This is a genomic window from Citrobacter arsenatis (assembly GCF_004353845.1).
GTDB classification, from domain to species: domain Bacteria; phylum Pseudomonadota; class Gammaproteobacteria; order Enterobacterales; family Enterobacteriaceae; genus Citrobacter; species Citrobacter arsenatis.
Window position 1 is genome coordinate 4090946 of record NZ_CP037864.1, and the last position, 16832, is coordinate 4107777.

The following is a 16832-nucleotide window of genomic DNA, read 5'->3' on the forward strand; positions in this document are numbered from 1 at the left end:
CCGGCAGTGATACGGTTTACTCTTCCGGTGCTTCCAGCTCGGAGAATCCGCCGTGTCCTTCCCAACTGGCTAAACGCTGATAGACGATATCGACCGCATCTTTAATCGGCTGTGTCATCGGGTAGTAAAAACCGACAATATCCGGCTGAATGCCAAGGAAAATCACCTCGCCTACATCGTCTTTCAGTTGATCGACCAGGTAGTTCAGCGGCATGTTGTGGGTGGTCATCATGAACATCTCGGCAATATCATCAGGATCGATAATACGGATTTCACCGGGATTCAGCCCCATGTCGGTGGCATCCACAATCAACAAACGTTGCGGACGCAGTTCACGGATGGCGACGATGTCGTTCTCCGGCGCGCTACCGCCGTCGATAACAACCCAGTTGCCTTGAGGATTTGCAGCACACATCTCAGCCAGCAGCGGGCCCGCGCCGTCATCGCCCATCATGCTGTTACCCACACATAATAAAACGTCAGTCACGGTGTCTCCTCACCATCAGATAGATGGCGCTTTCCTGGTGGATATCATGCAGCATACTGAGCATCAGCTTGCTCCACTCCTGCTGCTGCGGGGTCTGCACGGCACGCGCATCATCGAACGCGCGCGCCAGCATTTGCACATGGTTGAAATCGATGACGATCTCGCCGTACTTCGGTACGCCTTCCATTTTCCGGCGGGCTTCGCTTCCCTCGGCAAGCGTAGCAATCCACGCCAGATACTCATCCCACGGACAGGTTAACGCCGCTTCCAGGCAATCGATGATCCCAAGGTGGTGACCAATCGCCAGGCTGTAATAGACAACCTGCTGCGCCTCAGCGGGCGTCGCATCGTTCTCATCAATAAACTTACGGCTCAGTTGACTGAACACCACCGTTTCACTCATCGGATACGCGCCTCTTCGACAACATGATTAAGATGCGTGACGATCTCGGTCAGACGCGGATCGTTTTCCGCTTCCAGCCAGCGCGCCACCTGATGCTCGCCCTGCCCTAACTGCGTCATATAATCATCAGCAATCTGACGACCATAGCGGTATCCCGCCAGACGGCGTGCTTCGCGATCGACCTTCACACGCAGCGGCTGAACCATATCCGGATGCAGAATTTCTGCCGGCTGTTCGTCCAGTTCACCCGGCGCACGCGCGTGAATTTTCTGCTCCAGCAGACCCAACGCCATGGCAAAACCGTACAGCGTGGCAGCAGGCGTTGGCGGACAGCCAGGAATATACACGTCCACCGGAACAATTTTGTCGGTACCGCCCCATACGCAGTATAAGTCGTGGAAGATACCACCGCTGTTACCACAGGCTCCGTAAGAGATACAAATTTTAGGATCCGGTGCCGACTGCCAGGCGCGCAGCGCCGGAGAGCGCATGGCTCGCGTTACCGCGCCGGTAAACAGCAGAATATCCGCATGGCGCGGTGACGGTACCACTTTGATACCAAAACGTTCGGCATCAAACAACGGTGAAAGCGTGGCGAAGATTTCAATTTCACAGCCGTTGCAGCCGCCGCAGTCCACACGGTAAACGTACGCTGAACGCTTGATGCTTTTCAGCAGCGACGCTTTCATGCTGGCAATGGATTCATCCACCGTCATCGGTACCGGAATACCGTTGGCGTCACGTGGGCCTAATAAATTGCTCATCAGCTGGCCTCTTTCATATGGCGAGTCAGTTCAATACGATCAGACGGCACCAGACATTTCTGGCGCTTACAATCCGGGCAGGTCTCAAAGCTTTCGCGGTGGTTTTCCGCACGGCTATCACCGTTGTGCTTCAGCAGCGCAATGGCGTAGTCGATCTCTTTTTGTACCGCAAACGGGCGATTACAGACGCGGCAATTACACAGTGCAAAACGAGACTGCTGCAGGAAATCCTCTTTCTTCCACACCGCCAGTTCATACTCCTGCGACAGCTTGATTGCCGCCGTCGGACAGACTTCTTCGCAGCGGGCGCAGAAGATGCAGCGACCAAGGTTGAACTGCCACGCCAGCTCATTGGTGACCAGATCGGTTTCTACTGTCAGCGCGTTCGACGGGCATGCATTTACACAGGCCGCGCAGCCGATGCACTGCTGCGGATTGTGTTCCGGTTTGCCACGGAAGTTTTTATCGACCGCGATCGGCTCCAGCGGATACGACGACGTCGGCGCCCCGGTTTTGATGACTTTTTTGATAAAGGTAAACATGGCGATTCCTTATTTCAGCGGCGAGTTTTTACGCTCGATGCTGTAGCGCTCAAGTTCTTTGTACGGCACGACTTTGCTCTTCTTCTTACGCACATCAACCACGGTCATACGGTCAGTACAGGAGTAGCAAGGATCGAGGCTACCGATAATCAGCGGGGCATCGGAAACGGTGTTGCCACGCAGCATGTAGCGCAGGGTCGGCCAGTTCGCGTAGGTCGCCGCACGGCAGCGCCAGCGATACAGTTTCTGGTTGTCGCCAGTCATGCTCCAGTGAATGTCATCTCCGCGTGGAGCTTCAGCAAAGCCCAGTGCGAAACGGTGAGGAATATAGGTAAAGCCTTCCACCATCAACGGACCGCCCGGCAGGTTATCCAGGCCAAAGTCGATCATATTCAGTGCGGTGTAGACTTCATTGATACGGACTTTCAAACGCGAAATAACGTCGCAACCCTGCTCGCTGTGAACTTCCATCGGCAGCAGACCATAACCGACAAACGGGTGATCGGCGCGGGTGTCACGTGCGTGACCGCTGGCGCGGACCATCGGGCCGACGTTACTGAAGTCGCGGGCAATTTCCGGGTCTAAACGACCAATACCCACGGTACGCTGTTCCATGTTCGGCGTGCTGAGCAGCATATCGACCAGTTCCTGCACGTCACGACGCATCTGCTGCGCCAGTTGACGGGTCTGGATCATATCCTCTTTCAGCAGATCACGACGAATACCGCCGATCAGGTTCAGACCGTAGGTTTTACGCGCCCCGGTGAGGATCTCAGCCATCTTCATCGACGTTTCACGCACGCGGAAGAACTGCATAAAGCCAGAGTCAAAACCGGTGAAGTGACAGGCCAGGCCGAGGTTCAGCAGGTGCGAGTGCAGACGCTCAACTTCCAGCAGAATGGCGCGGATCATCTGTGCACGTTCCGGCACCACGATGCCCATCGCATTCTCAACGGAGGTGGTATAGGCGGTGCTGTGCGCAAAACCGCAGATGCCACACACGCGATCCGACAGGAACGTGACTTCGTTATAACCCATACGGGTTTCCGCCAGTTTCTCCATGCCGCGATGGACATAGAACAGACGGTAGTCGGCGTCGATAATGTTCTCGCCGTCAACGAACAGGCGGAAGTGACCGGGTTCATCAGAAGTGACGTGCAGCGGGCCAATCGGCACCACGTTATTTTTCTTGTCGCCCAGTTCGTTGATGAACTCGTAGGTTTCAGCATCGGTAGTCGGTGCCGGACGCTGACGATAATCCATGCTGTCTTTACGCAGCGGGTAGAGTTCGTCCGGCCAGTCATCCGGCAGTACCAGACGACGCTCATCCGGTAAACCAACCGGAATCAAACCGTACATATCGCGCACTTCGCGCTCGCCCCACACCGCAGCCGGAACGCGCGGCGTGACGGACGGGAACTCCAGCTTATTGGCATCGACTTCAACGCGGACGGTTATCCAGCACTTGATGCCCTGCTCCATCGACATCACGTAATAAACGGCGTAATGGCCACACAGCTGGCGTTCGTCGTTACCAAACAGCACCGACAACCAGCCGCCCTGTTTGTAATACAGGAACTCCACCACTTCCGGCAGGTAGTTCACCTTGACGGTGATCGTCAGCTGATCTTTGGTCTGCCAGGCTTCATCCAGCACGACGCCCGGAAAGGCCTGGTGCAGCGCAGCGAGATATTGTTGACCTAATTTTTCTTCAGACATGCTCAAACTCTCTTAAATCACGCCACCAGCAAGGAGACGAACGCTAAAAACGCAAACCCAAAACCGGCCCAGGTCACGCGTGAAGTGGCGCAAAAACGCAGACGCGCCATGCTGTTTTCGAACAGGGCGATGACCAGCACGCCGAGGACCAGCTTGACGATAGCAATCACCAGCGCCAGCAGCAGCCCACCGGCGGTGAAGGTTTCCATCTGTCCCCACGGCAGGAACACGCCGACGAACATTTGCAGAACGACCAGTTGCTTGAGGCTGATGCCCCATTTCAGCACCGCAAAACCGCTGCCGCTGTATTCGGTCAATGGACCTTCCTGCAGCTCCTGCTCGGCTTCCGCCAGATCGAACGGCAGTTTGCCCATTTCGATAAAGGTGGCGAAGGCACAGGCGCACAGCGCCAGAATCAGCGGGATGCTGCGCGCAGCAGGCCAGTGATAAATGGTATCGGCGATATTGCTGATATGGGTCGAGCCTGCAACCTGCGCCGCTACCCACAGACCCAGCAGCAGGATTGGTTCAACCAGCACGCCGAGCATCGCTTCACGGCTGGCGCCAATGGCGGTAAACGGGCTACCGGTATCCAGACCCGCGATAGAGAAGAAGAAACGGGCGATGGCGAACAGGTAAATTAAGGTGATCAGGTCGCCCAGTTGCGGCAGCGGTGAGCCAACGGTCACTACCGGCAACGCGGTGGCGATAGTCAGCATCACGCCCACCATCACAAACGGTGTCAGGCGGAATACCCAACTGGAATCCGCAGGCGCAATGCTCTGACGGCCCAGCAGTTTGATAATGTCGCGGTATTCCTGCAAAACGCCCGGACCGCGGCGATTGTGCAAACGCGCACGCGCCACGCGGGTAACACCGGACAGCAGCGGCGCAACGGCAAACAGCACCAGCGCCTGAATTAACGGATATAAAACACTCATTCTCAGGCTCCTCGTGAAACCACAATCACCACCAGCACCGCCAGCTCAATCAACGCCAGGCGACGGAACAGCACCGGGGCAGCCGCATTTTGCCAGCCCGGAACCAGTGATACCGGGTTCAGCCATTTACGCAGTTTGAGTACCGGGGCAAAGGCTTCTTTCACCGGCATGGCAAAACCGTGCGCGGTAATGACCATTGACTGCTCGTGATCGTAACCGCAGACCCATGCCGCGCCGCGTGAACGTGACGGCAGGCGGTTGCCTTTGAAAATAGCCATGATGATGAACGGCAGCAGCGGACACGCGATCAGCAGCAACGTAATCATTGGCTGAGAAACAGTGGTGTTCGCGGTTTCCAGCGGCAGCGGAACCGCAGAGGAGATCATCGGCAGCAGCCACGGCGCAGCAACGCCGCCAATCACGCAGCAGATAGCCAGCGCAACAACGCTCACGCCCATCAGGATTGGCGCGCAGCAGGCATTTTCAGCTTCCTTCGTGCGCGGTGCGCCAAGGAACGTAACGCCATAAACTTTCGCCATACACATCACCGCCAGCGCACCGGTAATCGCCAGTCCTACGGCCAGCAACGGTCCTAACAGACGACCGACAAACGCGCCGCTGTTGCCAAGCTTAAAGAAGGACTGGTAGATAACCCACTCACCGGCAAAACCGTTCAGCGGCGGCAGTGCGGCCATCGCCATCAGGCCAACCAGCATCGCCAGCGAGATAACCGGCATGCGTTTGCCGATACCGCCCAGTTTTTCGATATCACGATGACCGGTACGGAACCAGATGCTACCCGCGCCCAGGAACAGAACGCTTTTGAACAGGCTGTGGTTTACCAGATGATACAGACCGCCGGTCAGACCCAGCGCAATCAGCGCCGGTTGATTCAGGGAAATCCCGGTCACCCCAGCGCCCAGACCCAGCAGAATAATGCCGATGTTTTCCAGCGTGTGGTACGCCAGCAGGCGCTGGATGTTGTGTTCCATCAGTGCATACAGGCCGCCGACAAATGCGGTGATCATGCCCAGCACCAGCAGCGTAATCCCCCACCACAGCGGCGCGTTACCGCCCAGCAGCGACAGGGAAAGAATACCCAGCAGCCCCACCTTCATGACGACGGTAGAAAACAGCGCCGCAGCCGGTGCGCTGGCGTTGGCGTGCGCCTGTGGCACCCATCCGTGCAGCGGAATAATCCCGGCCAGCAGGCCAAAACCCGCCACGCCCAGCAGCCAGATATCAGAGCCAAGCGGCAGTTCCTGAGTACGCAGGTCAAGCAGGCGCAGCTCCAGAGTGCCGTAACGTTGCCACACCAGGTAGCAGGCAATAGCCAGCAGCAGCGTACCAACACGTCCCAGCGCAAACCACAGCTTGCCCTCTTTACTGCAGCCGGTGAGGAACACGGCGCACAGCGCCATGATTTCCGCCATCACCACCAGCGTTCCGAGGTTACTGGCCACTACCGCACATACCGCCGCGGCCATCAGCAGATTCACCAGCAGGCCGTTAGCTTTTACCTGCGGATGACGATGCCAGTCAATGTTGTACAGGCTGACAAACAGGCCGCACAGGCCCAGCGTAATCAGCCAGATAGCGTTCAGCGGCGTCACTTGCAGACTATGGCCGATAAACGGCATCACGCCGCTAATCGCAACGGCGCGGGTCAGTACGAGAAACCCCGCAGCCGCCGTACACAGACTGCCGACCGCACCGCCAACTCCGGCAATCCAGCCGCTCAGCGGTTTATGAAACGAAAACAGAAATGCCAGAACCGCAGCCGCTGTAAACCAGGCCACGCCGCTGTTAATCAGTGAAATTGCGCTCATTTTGCATCCCCACTCTGAGCCTGCTGAAACAAGGTGAGATCGCCGAAATCGGTATTGAAAGTCAGCTCACGCTTACGTTTGCTGGCGCGGGCGATATCCATGTTGCTCACCAGATGCAGGGCTTTAGTTGGGCACATGCGTACGCAGGCCGGACCTTGCTCGTCAAAACTACACAGATCGCATTTCACCGCGATGGCACGAACGCCCGGAACCCAGTCCAGTAGCGTGCTTACGCGCGCAGGTGCTGGTGGAGCCGGAGGCGCTTTTGACGTATTGGCGTTTGCCGGGATGTGCAGCGGACGACTACCGGAAAACTCAATTGCGCCAAACGGGCAGGCAATCCCGCACAATTTGCAGCTTACGCACAAGCTTTCGTTCAGCTGTACGGCACCATCAACGCGATTAATCGCATTAACCGGACAAACGGTAGCGCAAGGCGCATCTTCACACTGGTGGCAAAGCTGCGGGGCGGATTCTTTTTCATTTAACATCACTTTAAGGCGCGGCATTGACTGCAGGCCATGCTGGCGATGTGTCTCTGAGCAGGCGGCTTCACAGGTGTGGCAGCCGATACAAAGAGTGGAGTCAGCAATTACAAAACGATTCACCAGGCATTCCTCAGGTGATAGTCATTTTTGACGAAAACATGTCTGGCAAATGTCATTTCGACATTTTTCGACATGCCCATTCCCTAAACTGTCGTGACGCAGTATGAAAACGCATCATGACAAAACTGGGCAGCACCCGAGGCTTAAGCCGGGCTATGTCCCTCAACCAGCTGGCTTAAATTCACCGGCATATTGTTCTCTACCGCGGTGTACAGGCTGTCGTAGACGGTAGCGATTTTTTCCAGATAGTGCTCCAGCACCTGATCGCGATCGCGGTTGCTGATACGCTCATCGACTTTACCGTCGATGGTCAGCTCTGCCTGCGCAATCAGTTGCTTATCGTCACCATCTTTTGTTTCAACGTAGTACTCAATGGTGTGGCTGTTAAAGCCGTCCGCCAGCGTGACGTAGATAGTGAAGTGTTCAAAAAGGACGAAGCAGAGATCTTTGTCCGGTGCGCAGCTCATTGCATGATGCAAACGCGCTTTCGACAGGGTGATCCCCTGAACCAGCGAGTTGCAGTAAATACGCCACTGGTCCTGTAGGCGACGGTGCCGTTCAGCGATGTAATCGGCTTTTTCGCTTATTTCCCAAATAGTCATGTCAGGTTACCCGTTTAGCAGAGATGAACAGCCTTAAGCACATTTCATGCCAAAATTAAAACCCTTTATTTTCATAAAGATAAAAAATCACAAAGCGGTGACGACGTGTCATTTCGTCATCGTCGTCATTGTCACGACCGTAAAAATCCAATCTGGCATGTTTATTGCTTCTAATACGGCAACTTCATAGGAGGCGGTATGCACGAAATAACCCTCTGCCAACGGGCACTGGAATTGATTGAACAACAGGCCACGCAACACGGTGCAAAGCGAGTAACGGGGGTCTGGCTCAAAATTGGCGCATTTTCTTGCGTAGAAACCAGCGCTCTCGCCTTTTGTTTTGATCTGGTATGCCGCGGAACCCTTGCAGAAGGTTGTAAACTCCACCTCGAAGAACAAGAAGCCGAATGTTGGTGCGAATCTTGTCAGCAATACGTCACCTTACTGACGCAACGCGTGCGCAGATGTCCGCAATGCAACAGCGATATGCTGAGAATTGTGGCCGATGACGGCTTACAGATTCGACGTATTGAAATAGATGAAACTCCAGCGCCGGATGCTGACGCCTAAGCGTCTTGTCCGGCCTACAGGAATGGCCTGAGTTGTTGGCCGGATAAGACGAAGCCGCCATCCGGCAACAGATATACCGCAAGATAAAGATCAGGAGTGAGCGATGTGTACGACATGTGGTTGCGCTGAAGGCAACCTTTATATAGAGGGTGATGAGCATAATCCCCACTCGGCGTTTCGCAGCGCGCCATTTGCCCCGGCAGCTCGTCCGGCGCTGAACATTACCGGTGTGAAGACCTCTGGTTTCACCCCGAGCCAGACCGAAGAAGGCGATTTGCACTACGGTCATGGTGAAGCAGGCACCCACGCGCCAGGCATGAGCCAGCGCCGGATGCTGGAAGTAGAAATTGACGTGCTGGACAAAAACAACCGTCTGGCCGAGCGCAACCGCGCCCGCTTTGCTGCCCGTCAACATCTGGTACTGAACCTTGTTTCAAGCCCAGGCTCCGGTAAAACCACGCTGCTGACTGAAACGCTAATGAAGCTTAAAGACAGCGTGCCGTGCGCCGTGATTGAAGGCGACCAGCAGACGGTTAACGATGCCGCCCGTATTCGCGCCACAGGCACGCCCGCCATTCAGGTCAACACCGGTAAAGGTTGCCACCTTGACGCACAAATGATTGCTGACGCCGCGCCGCGTTTGCCGCTTGAAGACAACGGCATTCTGTTCATTGAAAACGTCGGCAATCTGGTTTGCCCGGCCAGCTTTGACCTCGGCGAGCGTCATAAAGTGGCGGTGCTTTCCGTCACCGAAGGTGAAGACAAACCGCTGAAATATCCGCATATGTTTGCCGCTGCATCGCTGATGCTACTCAACAAAGTGGATCTACTGCCGTACCTCAATTTTGACGTAGAGAAGTGCATCGCCAGCGCCCGGGAAGTGAACCCGGAAATTGAGATAATCCTGATTTCTGCCACCAGCGGCGAAGGCATGGACCAATGGCTCTCCTGGCTGGAGACGCAGCGATGTGCATAGGTGTTCCGGGGCAAATCCGCACCATTGATGGCAATCAGGCCAAAGTCGACGTTTGCGGTATTCAGCGTGACGTCGACCTGACGCTGGTCGGTAGCTGCGATGAACATGGTCAACCCCGTCTGGGCCAGTGGGTACTGGTCCACGTCGGTTTTGCCATGAGCATCATTAATGAAGCTGAAGCGCGCGACACGCTCGATGCGCTACAAAACATGTTTGACGTTGAGCCGGATGTCGGCGCGTTGCTGTATGGCGAGGAAAAATAATGCGTTTTGTTGACGAATACCGCGCACCAGAACAGGTGATGCAGTTGATAGAGCATCTGAATGAACGTGCCGCACTCCTTCCCTACACGGCTGAACGCCCGCTGCGCATCATGGAAGTTTGTGGTGGTCATACCCACGCAATCTTCAAGTTCGGCCTCGACCAGTTGTTGCCTGAAAACGTCGAGTTTATTCATGGTCCAGGCTGTCCGGTTTGCGTTCTGCCGATGGGCAGAATCGACAGCTGTGTTGAAATCGCCAGCCATCCAGAAGTGATTTTCTGCACCTTTGGCGATGCGATGCGCGTCCCGGGTAAACAAGGTTCTTTGCTACAAGCCAAAGCGCGCGGCGCGGATATCCGCATCGTCTATTCACCGATGGACGCACTCAAGCTGGCGCAGGAAAATCCAACACGAAAAGTTGTGTTCTTTGGCCTGGGTTTTGAAACCACCATGCCAACCACCGCCATCACCCTGCAGCAGGCAAAACAACGTGACGTGCAGAACTTTTACTTTTTCTGCCAGCACATCACGCTTATTCCCACGCTGCGCAGCCTGCTGGAACAGCCGGACAACGGCATCGACGCTTTCCTGGCACCGGGCCACGTCAGCATGGTGATTGGCACCGATGCCTATAACTTCATTGCTTCAGATTTCCATCGTCCGTTAGTGGTCGCGGGTTTCGAACCGCTTGATCTGCTGCAGGGCGTGGTGATGTTGATTGAACAGAAGATTGCCGCACACAGCCAGGTTGAAAACCAGTACCGCCGCGTAGTACCGGATGCCGGTAACGCCTTAGCGCAACAGGCTATCGCTGAGGTATTTTGCGTCAACGGCGACAGCGAATGGCGCGGCCTGGGCGTAATTGAATCCTCTGGCGTTCATTTGACGCCGGACTATCAGCGTTTTGATGCCGAAGCGCATTTCCAGCCAGCGCCGCAGCAGGTGTATGACGACCCGCGCGCGCGTTGCGGAGAGGTATTGACCGGCAGATGTAAACCGCATCAGTGCCCATTATTTGGCAAAACCTGTAATCCGGAGACCGCGTTTGGTGCCCTGATGGTCTCCTCAGAAGGCGCATGTGCCGCCTGGTATCAGTATCGTCAGCAGGAGTGTGAAGCATGAACAGCGTACAACTCGCCCACGGTAGCGGCGGTCAGGCTATGCAGCAGTTGATCAACAGTCTGTTTATGGAAGCTTTTGCTAATCCGTGGCTGGCGGAACAAGAAGATCAGGCGCGGCTGGAACTGGCGCAGCTGGTCGCAGAAGGCGACCGTCTGGCATTTTCAACCGACAGCTATGTTATCGATCCATTGTTCTTCCCGGGCGGCAATATCGGCAAGCTGGCTATCTGCGGTACGGCTAACGACGTGGCGGTCAGCGGCGCGATCCCACGCTACCTCTCCTGCGGTTTTATCCTCGAAGAGGGTCTGCCAATGGAGACGCTGAAAACCATCGTTAACAGTATGGCGGCAACCGCGCGCGAAGCGGGCATCGCCATCGTGACCGGCGATACCAAAGTCGTGCAGCGCGGCGCTGCTGACAAGCTGTTCATCAACACGGCCGGAATGGGGGCGATCCCCGCCAACATTCACTGGGGAGCACAGACCCTCAGCGTGGGCGATGTGCTGCTGGTCAGCGGTACGCTTGGCGATCACGGCGCCACTATCCTTAACCTGCGCGAACAACTGGGTCTTGATGGTGAACTGGTAAGCGACTGCGCGGTATTGACGCCGCTTATCCAAACGCTACGTGATATCCCCGGTGTGAAAGCGCTGCGTGATGCGACCCGTGGAGGGGTGAATGCGGTAACGCATGAATTTGCCGCCTCATGCGGATTTGGCATTGAGCTGTCTGAAGCAGCACTGCCCGTGAAGCCCGCGGTGCGTGGCGTTTGCGAACTGCTGGGTCTGGATGCGCTCAACTTTGCCAACGAAGGTAAACTGGTGATTGCCGTTGAACGTCAGGCCGCTGAAACCGTGCTTGCCGCGCTGCGCGCGCATCCGCTAGGGCGCGATGCTGCAATGATTGGTGAAGTGGTGGAACGCAAAGGTGTACGTCTTGCCGGTCTCTATGGCGTGAAACGAACCCTCGATTTACCACACGCCGAGCCATTACCTCGTATATGCTAGCAGCAAGCTGTAGGCCGGATAACACGCATTTGCGTCGATATCCGGCATTCACGCCTGATGGCGCTTTGCTTATCAGGCCTACGGTTTGAGTACCCGATAATTTACGACTTATACCTATAATTCATTTACCGTTTTCGCACCGTACTGCGGTGCTTTCCCTGGAAAAGCAATATGTCGTATACACCGATGAGCGATCTCGGACAGCAAGGCCTGTTCGATATTACTCGTACATTATTACAGCAGCCCGATCTCCCGTCTCTCAGCGAGGCGCTTTCGCAGCTGGTCAAGCGTTCAGCGCTGGCCGACTGTGCGGCTATTGTCTTATGGCAGGCACAAACGCAGCGTGCGCGTTATTTTGCAACGCGTGAAAATGGTAAACCCATCGATTATGAAGACGAAACGGTGCTGGCGCATGGCCCGGTACGCCGTATTTTGTCTCGCCCCGATGCGCTGCACTGCAACTATCACGAGTTTTCCGAAACCTGGCCACAGCTGGCCACTGGCGGCCTGTATTCTGAATTTGGCCATTACTGTCTGCTACCGCTGGCGGCAGATGGGCGCATCTTTGGCGGTTGCGAATTCATCCGTAACGCAGACCAACCGTGGAGTGAAAAAGAGTACAACCGGCTGCAGACCTTCACACAAATAGTCGGCGTCGTTGCTGAACAAATTCAAAGCAGGGTCAGCAACAACGTCGATTACGATCTTTTGTGCCGCGAGCGTGATAACTTTCGCATCCTGGTCGCCATTACCAATGCGGTACTTTCCCGCCTGGACATTGATGAACTGGTCAGCGAAGTCGCCAAAGAGATCCATCACTACTTCGACATTGATGCCATCAGCATCGTGTTACGCAGCGACCGCAAAAACAAGCTCAGCATCTATTCCACCCACTATCTGGATGAACATCATCCGGCGCATGAACAAAGTGAAGTGGACGAAGCAGGCACGCTCTCTGAACGGGTCTTCAAAAGTAAAGAGATGCTGCTGATTAACCTGAGCGAACGCGATACCCTTGCCCCTTACGAACGGATGCTGTTCGAAACCTGGGGCAACCAGCTACAGACGCTGTGCCTGCTGCCGCTAATGTCCGGCAATAATATGCTCGGCGTACTTAAGCTGGCGCAGTGCGAAGAGAAAGTGTTCACCACTGCCAACCTCAAACTGCTGCGCCAAATTGCCGAGCGCGTGGCGATTGCCGTGGATAACGCCCTTGCCTATCAGGAGATCCACCGACTGAAGGAACGCCTGGTCGATGAAAACCTGGCGCTGACTGAACAACTCAACAACGTAGAAAGTGAGTTCGGCGAAATCATTGGCCGCAGCGAAGCGATGTACAGCGTCCTCAAGCAGGTCGAAATGGTGGCGCAAAGCGACAGCACGGTCCTGATTTTGGGTGAAACCGGGACGGGTAAGGAGCTGATCGCACGCGCCATTCACAACCTGAGCGGACGTAACGCCCGCCGGATGGTGAAAATGAACTGCGCGGCAATGCCTGCTGGACTACTGGAGAGCGATCTGTTTGGCCATGAACGCGGCGCGTTCACCGGGGCCAGCACGCAGCGGATTGGGCGTTTCGAACTGGCGGACAAAAGTTCACTGTTCCTCGACGAAGTTGGCGACATGCCGCTGGAACTTCAGCCTAAGCTACTGCGCGTTCTGCAGGAGCAGGAGTTTGAACGCTTGGGCAGCAACAAGCTGATCCAGACCGACGTTCGCTTGATCGCTGCTACCAACCGCGATCTGAAAAAGATGGTTGCCGATCGCGAGTTTCGTAACGATCTCTACTACCGACTGAACGTCTTCCCGATCCATCTGCCACCGCTGCGCGAGCGCCCGGAAGATATTCCGCTGCTGGTAAAAGCTTTCACCTTTAAAATTGCCCGCCGGATGGGGCGCAATATCGACAGTATTCCCGCGGAGGCTCTGCGTACCCTGAGCAGTATGGAATGGCCGGGTAATGTGCGCGAACTGGAGAACGTGGTAGAACGCGCGGTTCTGCTCACCCGGGGTAACGTGCTGCAACTGTCCCTGCCGGATGTTGTCGCTTTGTCGCCGTCCGAGCCGCCGGTGGCGACCGAAGTCGCACAGGACGGCGAAGATGAATACCAGCTGATAATGCGTGTGCTGAAAGAGACCAACGGTGTCGTCGCCGGTCCCAAAGGCGCGGCGCAAAGACTGGGGCTGAAACGCACAACGTTACTCTCACGCATGAAGCGATTGGGCATTGATAAGGATGCATTGGTTTAGCCTGTGTGGCTATACTGGGTGATATCTCAACGAAAGGAGGCAGTATGGCGGTATCAGCACGTAATCAATTAACCGGTACGGTGAGCGCAGTCGCTACAGGCGCAGTGAATGATGAAGTTGAACTGACGCTGGCTGGCGGCGCAAAACTGGTCGCGATTGTGACCCATAGCAGCCAGCAGGCGCTGGGTCTGGCAAAAGGGAAAGAAGCAATTGCCCTGATTAAAGCGCCGTGGGTAACGCTGGCAACGGAAGACTGTGGTCTGAAGTTTTCTGCCCGCAACCAGTTTGCCGGCAGCGTTTCCCAGGTCACCGAAGGCGCAGTCAACGCCACGGTACATATCAAAACTGACGCGGGCTTTGAGATTGTTGCCGTCGTCACCAACGAAAGTCAGCAAGAGATGAAACTGAGCCAGGGAAGCCGCGTTGTTGCGCTGATCAAAGCCTCAGCCATTCTGATTGCGACCAAAGCGTAACCGCCATTCGTCAACGCATGGCCAGATTGCCCGATGGCGCTACGTTCATCGGGCCTACGCGACGGTTCCGTTTACCTTCCAGGCCGGATTAGGCATCGCGCCATCCGGCATAGAATTACTTCTTCCGCTGGTATTTCTCTGGCAATTCCGGTACCGGGCGTTTGTCATCAATCAGATGACGCACGGTCAGGATCGGATGACGCCAGAGCATTCTCGGCCCAGCCCAACGCATAATTTGCTTCATCTCTTCACGTTTAGCGGGTTGATAACAGTGCACCGGACACTGTTTACAGGCCGGTTTTTCCTCACCAAATACGCACTTATCGAGGCGCTTTTGCGCATAGGCAAACAACGCATCGTAATGCCCCGGTTCGTCTGAAGCCTGCGGGCACTGGCTTTCATAAAGCGAGATCATTCTCTGGATCGTCATTTTTTCACGTGCAATACGTTTGCCGGACATGATGCCTCCACAATTAAGTTGCATAAATAATACACCTTAACAATGAAGGCAACCATCACATGAGATCAATTCCCCAGGAGCATGGCTAAATTGCCCGGCGTTTATAAGGACGGTAGTGCGGTAACCAAAAGTTATCCTTGATGTTCTGCAACAGCGCGTCGTCACTCATCTTCTCTGCCACACCCGACTGCTGCGCCGCCTTGCCGACCTCAAAGGCAATGCTGCGAGTCACGTCGCAGATTGCCCCAATCTCCGGCAACAGAGCGCCTTCCCCGTTACGCACCAGAGGAGAAGCATCTGCCAGCGCACGGCTTGCCGCCATCAGCATAGCTTCAGTAATTCGCGCCGCGCCGCTGGCGATAGCCCCCAGACCGATGGCCGGGAAAACATACACGTTATTGCACTGCGCAACCGGAATTGAACGCCCATTGAATTCCACCGCATCGCAGGGACTGCCGGTCGCGATGATAGCCCGCCCCCCGGTCCAGCGAACAATATCTTCTGGCCGCGCTTCCATTCTCGAGGTGGGATTCGACAACGGCATAACAATCGGACGATCGCAGTATTGGTACATCGTGCTAATTACCTCCTGCGAGAACAGTCCGGCCTGGCCCGACACGCCCAGCATCACCGAAGGTTTGGCATTGTGGATAACCTCCAGTAGCGATGGTACCTGTCCCTCATACTGCCAGTCAGACAAGGCCTCGGGAGGCTGCGCCAGCGGATGCTGGAATTCCGCTAATGCATTATTGGTGGTCATCACCAGGCCGTCGCGATCCACCATAAAAATGGTCCGTCGGGCTTCGGCCTGGCTCATTCCTTCACTGATGCGACAGGCAATAATATGTCGGGCGATCCCACATCCCGCAGCACCCGCCCCCACAATCACGATTGATTGCTGACGAAAATCGCGGCCACTGCCGCGGCAGGCCGCAACCACGGTCGCCAGAGCCACCGACGCCGTGCCCTGAATATCATCATTAAAACAGCACAGCTCATCGCGATAGCGGTCCAGTAACGGCACCGCAGTGTGCTGGGCAAAATCTTCAAACTGCAGCAGAACGTTCGGCCAGCGCCGTTTTACGGCAGCAATGAACATGCCAATAAATGCGAAATAGTCTTCGCCAGTTATGCGCGGATGACGCCAGCCGATATAGCGCGGATCGTCCAGCAGTCGCGTATTGTTCGTACCGACATCCAGTAAAATGGGTAGCGTATTCGCCGGATTGACCCCACCGCAGACGGTATAGAGCGACAGTTTCCCGATAGGGATCCCCATACCGCCAACCCCCTGGTCACCCAGTCCCAGAATACGCTCACCATCAGTGACGACAATGACCTTGATATCGTGCCGTGGAATATCATGCAAAATATCGTCAATACGATCGCGATCGGGCCAGGAAATAAAGACACCGCGCGCGCGTCGATATATCCAGGAAAATTTTTCGCAGGCAGCCCCAACTACTGGGGTATAAACGATTGGCAACATTTCGGGCAGGTGCTTTTTCAGCAGGTAATAAAATAAAGTTTCGTTGGTATCCTGAATATTACGCAGATAAATATGTCGGGCGTTGTGGGATTCAGCTTCAAGATATTGTTGATACGCCCGCTCGGCTTGTTCATCAATATTCTCTATCGCACAAGGCAGTAACCCACTCAGGTTAAAGTCATGTCTTTCTTGCTGCGTAAAGCTGCTTCCCTTGTTTAATAACGGAGATTCAAGCAGTAACTTCCCCGTAAACGGGACGTATAAAACATCGTTTGTCACGTTGCCATCCATAAATTACAACCAGATAAAAAAATAAGAGCCTGCGTTA

The 16832-nt window shown here is 55.3% G+C and carries 18 protein-coding genes; 7 read left to right on the forward strand and 11 right to left on the reverse strand.

Going from position 1 to position 16832, the window contains the following annotated elements; all coding sequences use genetic code 11:
* Nucleotides 1–16: 16 nt before the first annotated feature.
* From hycI to hycA, 9 genes are all read right to left on the reverse strand, one after another.
* Nucleotides 17–487 carry a hydrogenase maturation peptidase HycI gene (gene hycI, locus E1B03_RS20735; RefSeq protein WP_103769197.1) on the reverse strand — a complete coding sequence of 157 codons (471 nt, stop codon included), beginning with the start codon at nucleotides 485–487 and terminating at the stop codon, nucleotides 17–19.
* The gene (locus E1B03_RS20740) at nucleotides 480–890 is read right to left on the reverse strand and encodes a formate hydrogenlyase maturation HycH family protein (protein WP_003037385.1); all 411 of its coding nucleotides are present in this window, start codon (nucleotides 888–890) and stop codon (nucleotides 480–482) included. The genes hycI and E1B03_RS20740 overlap by 8 nt, the downstream gene beginning before the upstream one ends.
* A complete protein-coding gene (hycG, locus tag E1B03_RS20745; RefSeq protein WP_003037388.1) occupies nucleotides 887–1654 on the reverse strand; it encodes a formate hydrogenlyase subunit HycG in 768 nt (255 codons plus the stop codon). The genes E1B03_RS20740 and hycG overlap by 4 nt, the downstream gene beginning before the upstream one ends.
* A complete protein-coding gene (gene hycF / locus E1B03_RS20750) occupies nucleotides 1654–2196 on the reverse strand; it encodes a formate hydrogenlyase subunit HycF (RefSeq protein WP_003846595.1) in 543 nt (180 codons plus the stop codon). The genes hycG and hycF overlap by 1 nt, the downstream gene beginning before the upstream one ends.
* A 9-nt stretch (nucleotides 2197–2205) precedes the next feature.
* On the reverse strand, nucleotides 2206–3915 hold the full coding sequence (hycE, locus tag E1B03_RS20755; RefSeq protein ID WP_133086840.1) for a formate hydrogenlyase subunit HycE: 1710 nt from the start codon (nucleotides 3913–3915) through the stop codon (nucleotides 2206–2208).
* Between the two features lie 17 nt (nucleotides 3916–3932).
* Nucleotides 3933–4856, reverse strand: coding sequence for a respiratory chain complex I subunit 1 family protein (locus E1B03_RS20760; RefSeq protein ID WP_061068456.1), 924 nt, complete (start codon nucleotides 4854–4856; stop codon nucleotides 3933–3935).
* A gap of 2 nt (nucleotides 4857–4858) precedes the next feature.
* Complete coding sequence (gene hycC / locus E1B03_RS20765) at nucleotides 4859–6685, reverse strand: formate hydrogenlyase subunit 3 (protein WP_043017340.1); 1827 nt, start codon at nucleotides 6683–6685, stop codon at nucleotides 4859–4861.
* Entirely contained in the window at nucleotides 6682–7293 is a 612-nt protein-coding gene (hycB, locus tag E1B03_RS20770) for a formate hydrogenlyase subunit HycB (RefSeq protein WP_032940517.1), read from the reverse strand. Before hycB ends, hycC begins: the two co-directional genes overlap by 4 nt.
* Before the next feature lie 143 nt (nucleotides 7294–7436).
* Nucleotides 7437–7895 carry a formate hydrogenlyase regulator HycA gene (gene hycA / locus E1B03_RS20775; RefSeq protein WP_103769196.1) on the reverse strand — a complete coding sequence of 153 codons (459 nt, stop codon included), beginning with the start codon at nucleotides 7893–7895 and terminating at the stop codon, nucleotides 7437–7439.
* 198 nt (nucleotides 7896–8093) lie between these two features.
* On the opposite strand from hycA, the gene hypA reads away from it, so the two are divergent.
* From hypA to E1B03_RS20810, 7 genes are all read left to right on the forward strand, one after another.
* A complete protein-coding gene (gene hypA / locus E1B03_RS20780) occupies nucleotides 8094–8465 on the forward strand; it encodes a hydrogenase maturation nickel metallochaperone HypA (protein WP_103769195.1) in 372 nt (123 codons plus the stop codon).
* 103 nt (nucleotides 8466–8568) lie between these two features.
* Nucleotides 8569–9441 carry a hydrogenase nickel incorporation protein HypB gene (gene hypB / locus E1B03_RS20785; RefSeq protein ID WP_103769194.1) on the forward strand — a complete coding sequence of 291 codons (873 nt, stop codon included), beginning with the start codon at nucleotides 8569–8571 and terminating at the stop codon, nucleotides 9439–9441.
* A complete protein-coding gene (gene hypC / locus E1B03_RS20790; protein ID WP_003037411.1) occupies nucleotides 9432–9704 on the forward strand; it encodes a hydrogenase 3 maturation protein HypC in 273 nt (90 codons plus the stop codon). Before hypB ends, hypC begins: the two co-directional genes overlap by 10 nt.
* The gene (hypD, locus tag E1B03_RS20795; RefSeq protein WP_133086841.1) at nucleotides 9704–10825 is read left to right on the forward strand and encodes a hydrogenase formation protein HypD; all 1122 of its coding nucleotides are present in this window, start codon (nucleotides 9704–9706) and stop codon (nucleotides 10823–10825) included. The genes hypC and hypD overlap by 1 nt, the downstream gene beginning before the upstream one ends.
* Nucleotides 10822–11832, forward strand: a complete 1011-nt coding sequence (gene hypE / locus E1B03_RS20800) for a hydrogenase maturation carbamoyl dehydratase HypE (RefSeq protein ID WP_103769192.1) — start codon at nucleotides 10822–10824, stop codon at nucleotides 11830–11832. Before hypD ends, hypE begins: the two co-directional genes overlap by 4 nt.
* A gap of 171 nt (nucleotides 11833–12003) precedes the next feature.
* The gene (gene flhA / locus E1B03_RS20805; protein ID WP_103769191.1) at nucleotides 12004–14082 is read left to right on the forward strand and encodes a formate hydrogenlyase transcriptional activator FlhA; all 2079 of its coding nucleotides are present in this window, start codon (nucleotides 12004–12006) and stop codon (nucleotides 14080–14082) included.
* A 44-nt stretch (nucleotides 14083–14126) separates the two neighbouring features.
* Nucleotides 14127–14555, forward strand: coding sequence for a TOBE domain-containing protein (locus tag E1B03_RS20810; RefSeq protein ID WP_003825890.1), 429 nt, complete (start codon nucleotides 14127–14129; stop codon nucleotides 14553–14555).
* Nucleotides 14556–14670: 115 nt separating this feature from the next.
* Here E1B03_RS20810 and E1B03_RS20815 read toward each other — a convergent pair whose 3' ends face one another.
* Both E1B03_RS20815 and E1B03_RS20820 read right to left on the reverse strand, forming a co-directional pair.
* On the reverse strand, nucleotides 14671–15015 hold the full coding sequence (locus E1B03_RS20815) for a nitrous oxide-stimulated promoter family protein (RefSeq protein ID WP_003825888.1): 345 nt from the start codon (nucleotides 15013–15015) through the stop codon (nucleotides 14671–14673).
* Between the two features lie 85 nt (nucleotides 15016–15100).
* Complete coding sequence (locus E1B03_RS20820) at nucleotides 15101–16795, reverse strand: NAD-dependent malic enzyme (RefSeq protein WP_133086842.1); 1695 nt, start codon at nucleotides 16793–16795, stop codon at nucleotides 15101–15103.
* Nucleotides 16796–16832 lie beyond the last annotated feature (37 nt).

Coding starts and splice junctions, on each gene's coding strand:
- E1B03_RS20740 (WP_003037385.1), bottom strand. CDS start 890: ATGAGTGAAACGGTGGTGTTCAGTCAACTGAGCCGTAAGTTTATTGAT.
- hycG (WP_003037388.1), bottom strand. CDS start 1,654: ATGAGCAATTTATTAGGCCCACGTGACGCCAACGGTATTCCGGTACCG.
- hycF (WP_003846595.1), bottom strand. CDS start 2,196: ATGTTTACCTTTATCAAAAAAGTCATCAAAACCGGGGCGCCGACGTCG.
- hycE (WP_133086840.1), bottom strand. CDS start 3,915: ATGTCTGAAGAAAAATTAGGTCAACAATATCTCGCTGCGCTGCACCAG.
- E1B03_RS20760 (WP_061068456.1), bottom strand. CDS start 4,856: ATGAGTGTTTTATATCCGTTAATTCAGGCGCTGGTGCTGTTTGCCGTT.
- hycC (WP_043017340.1), bottom strand. CDS start 6,685: ATGAGCGCAATTTCACTGATTAACAGCGGCGTGGCCTGGTTTACAGCG.
- hycA (WP_103769196.1), bottom strand. CDS start 7,895: ATGACTATTTGGGAAATAAGCGAAAAAGCCGATTACATCGCTGAACGG.
- hypA (WP_103769195.1), top strand. CDS start 8,094: ATGCACGAAATAACCCTCTGCCAACGGGCACTGGAATTGATTGAACAA.
- hypB (WP_103769194.1), top strand. CDS start 8,569: ATGTGTACGACATGTGGTTGCGCTGAAGGCAACCTTTATATAGAGGGT.
- hypC (WP_003037411.1), top strand. CDS start 9,432: ATGTGCATAGGTGTTCCGGGGCAAATCCGCACCATTGATGGCAATCAG.
- hypD (WP_133086841.1), top strand. CDS start 9,704: ATGCGTTTTGTTGACGAATACCGCGCACCAGAACAGGTGATGCAGTTG.
- hypE (WP_103769192.1), top strand. CDS start 10,822: ATGAACAGCGTACAACTCGCCCACGGTAGCGGCGGTCAGGCTATGCAG.
- flhA (WP_103769191.1), top strand. CDS start 12,004: ATGTCGTATACACCGATGAGCGATCTCGGACAGCAAGGCCTGTTCGAT.
- E1B03_RS20810 (WP_003825890.1), top strand. CDS start 14,127: ATGGCGGTATCAGCACGTAATCAATTAACCGGTACGGTGAGCGCAGTC.
- E1B03_RS20815 (WP_003825888.1), bottom strand. CDS start 15,015: ATGTCCGGCAAACGTATTGCACGTGAAAAAATGACGATCCAGAGAATG.
- E1B03_RS20820 (WP_133086842.1), bottom strand. CDS start 16,795: ATGGATGGCAACGTGACAAACGATGTTTTATACGTCCCGTTTACGGGG.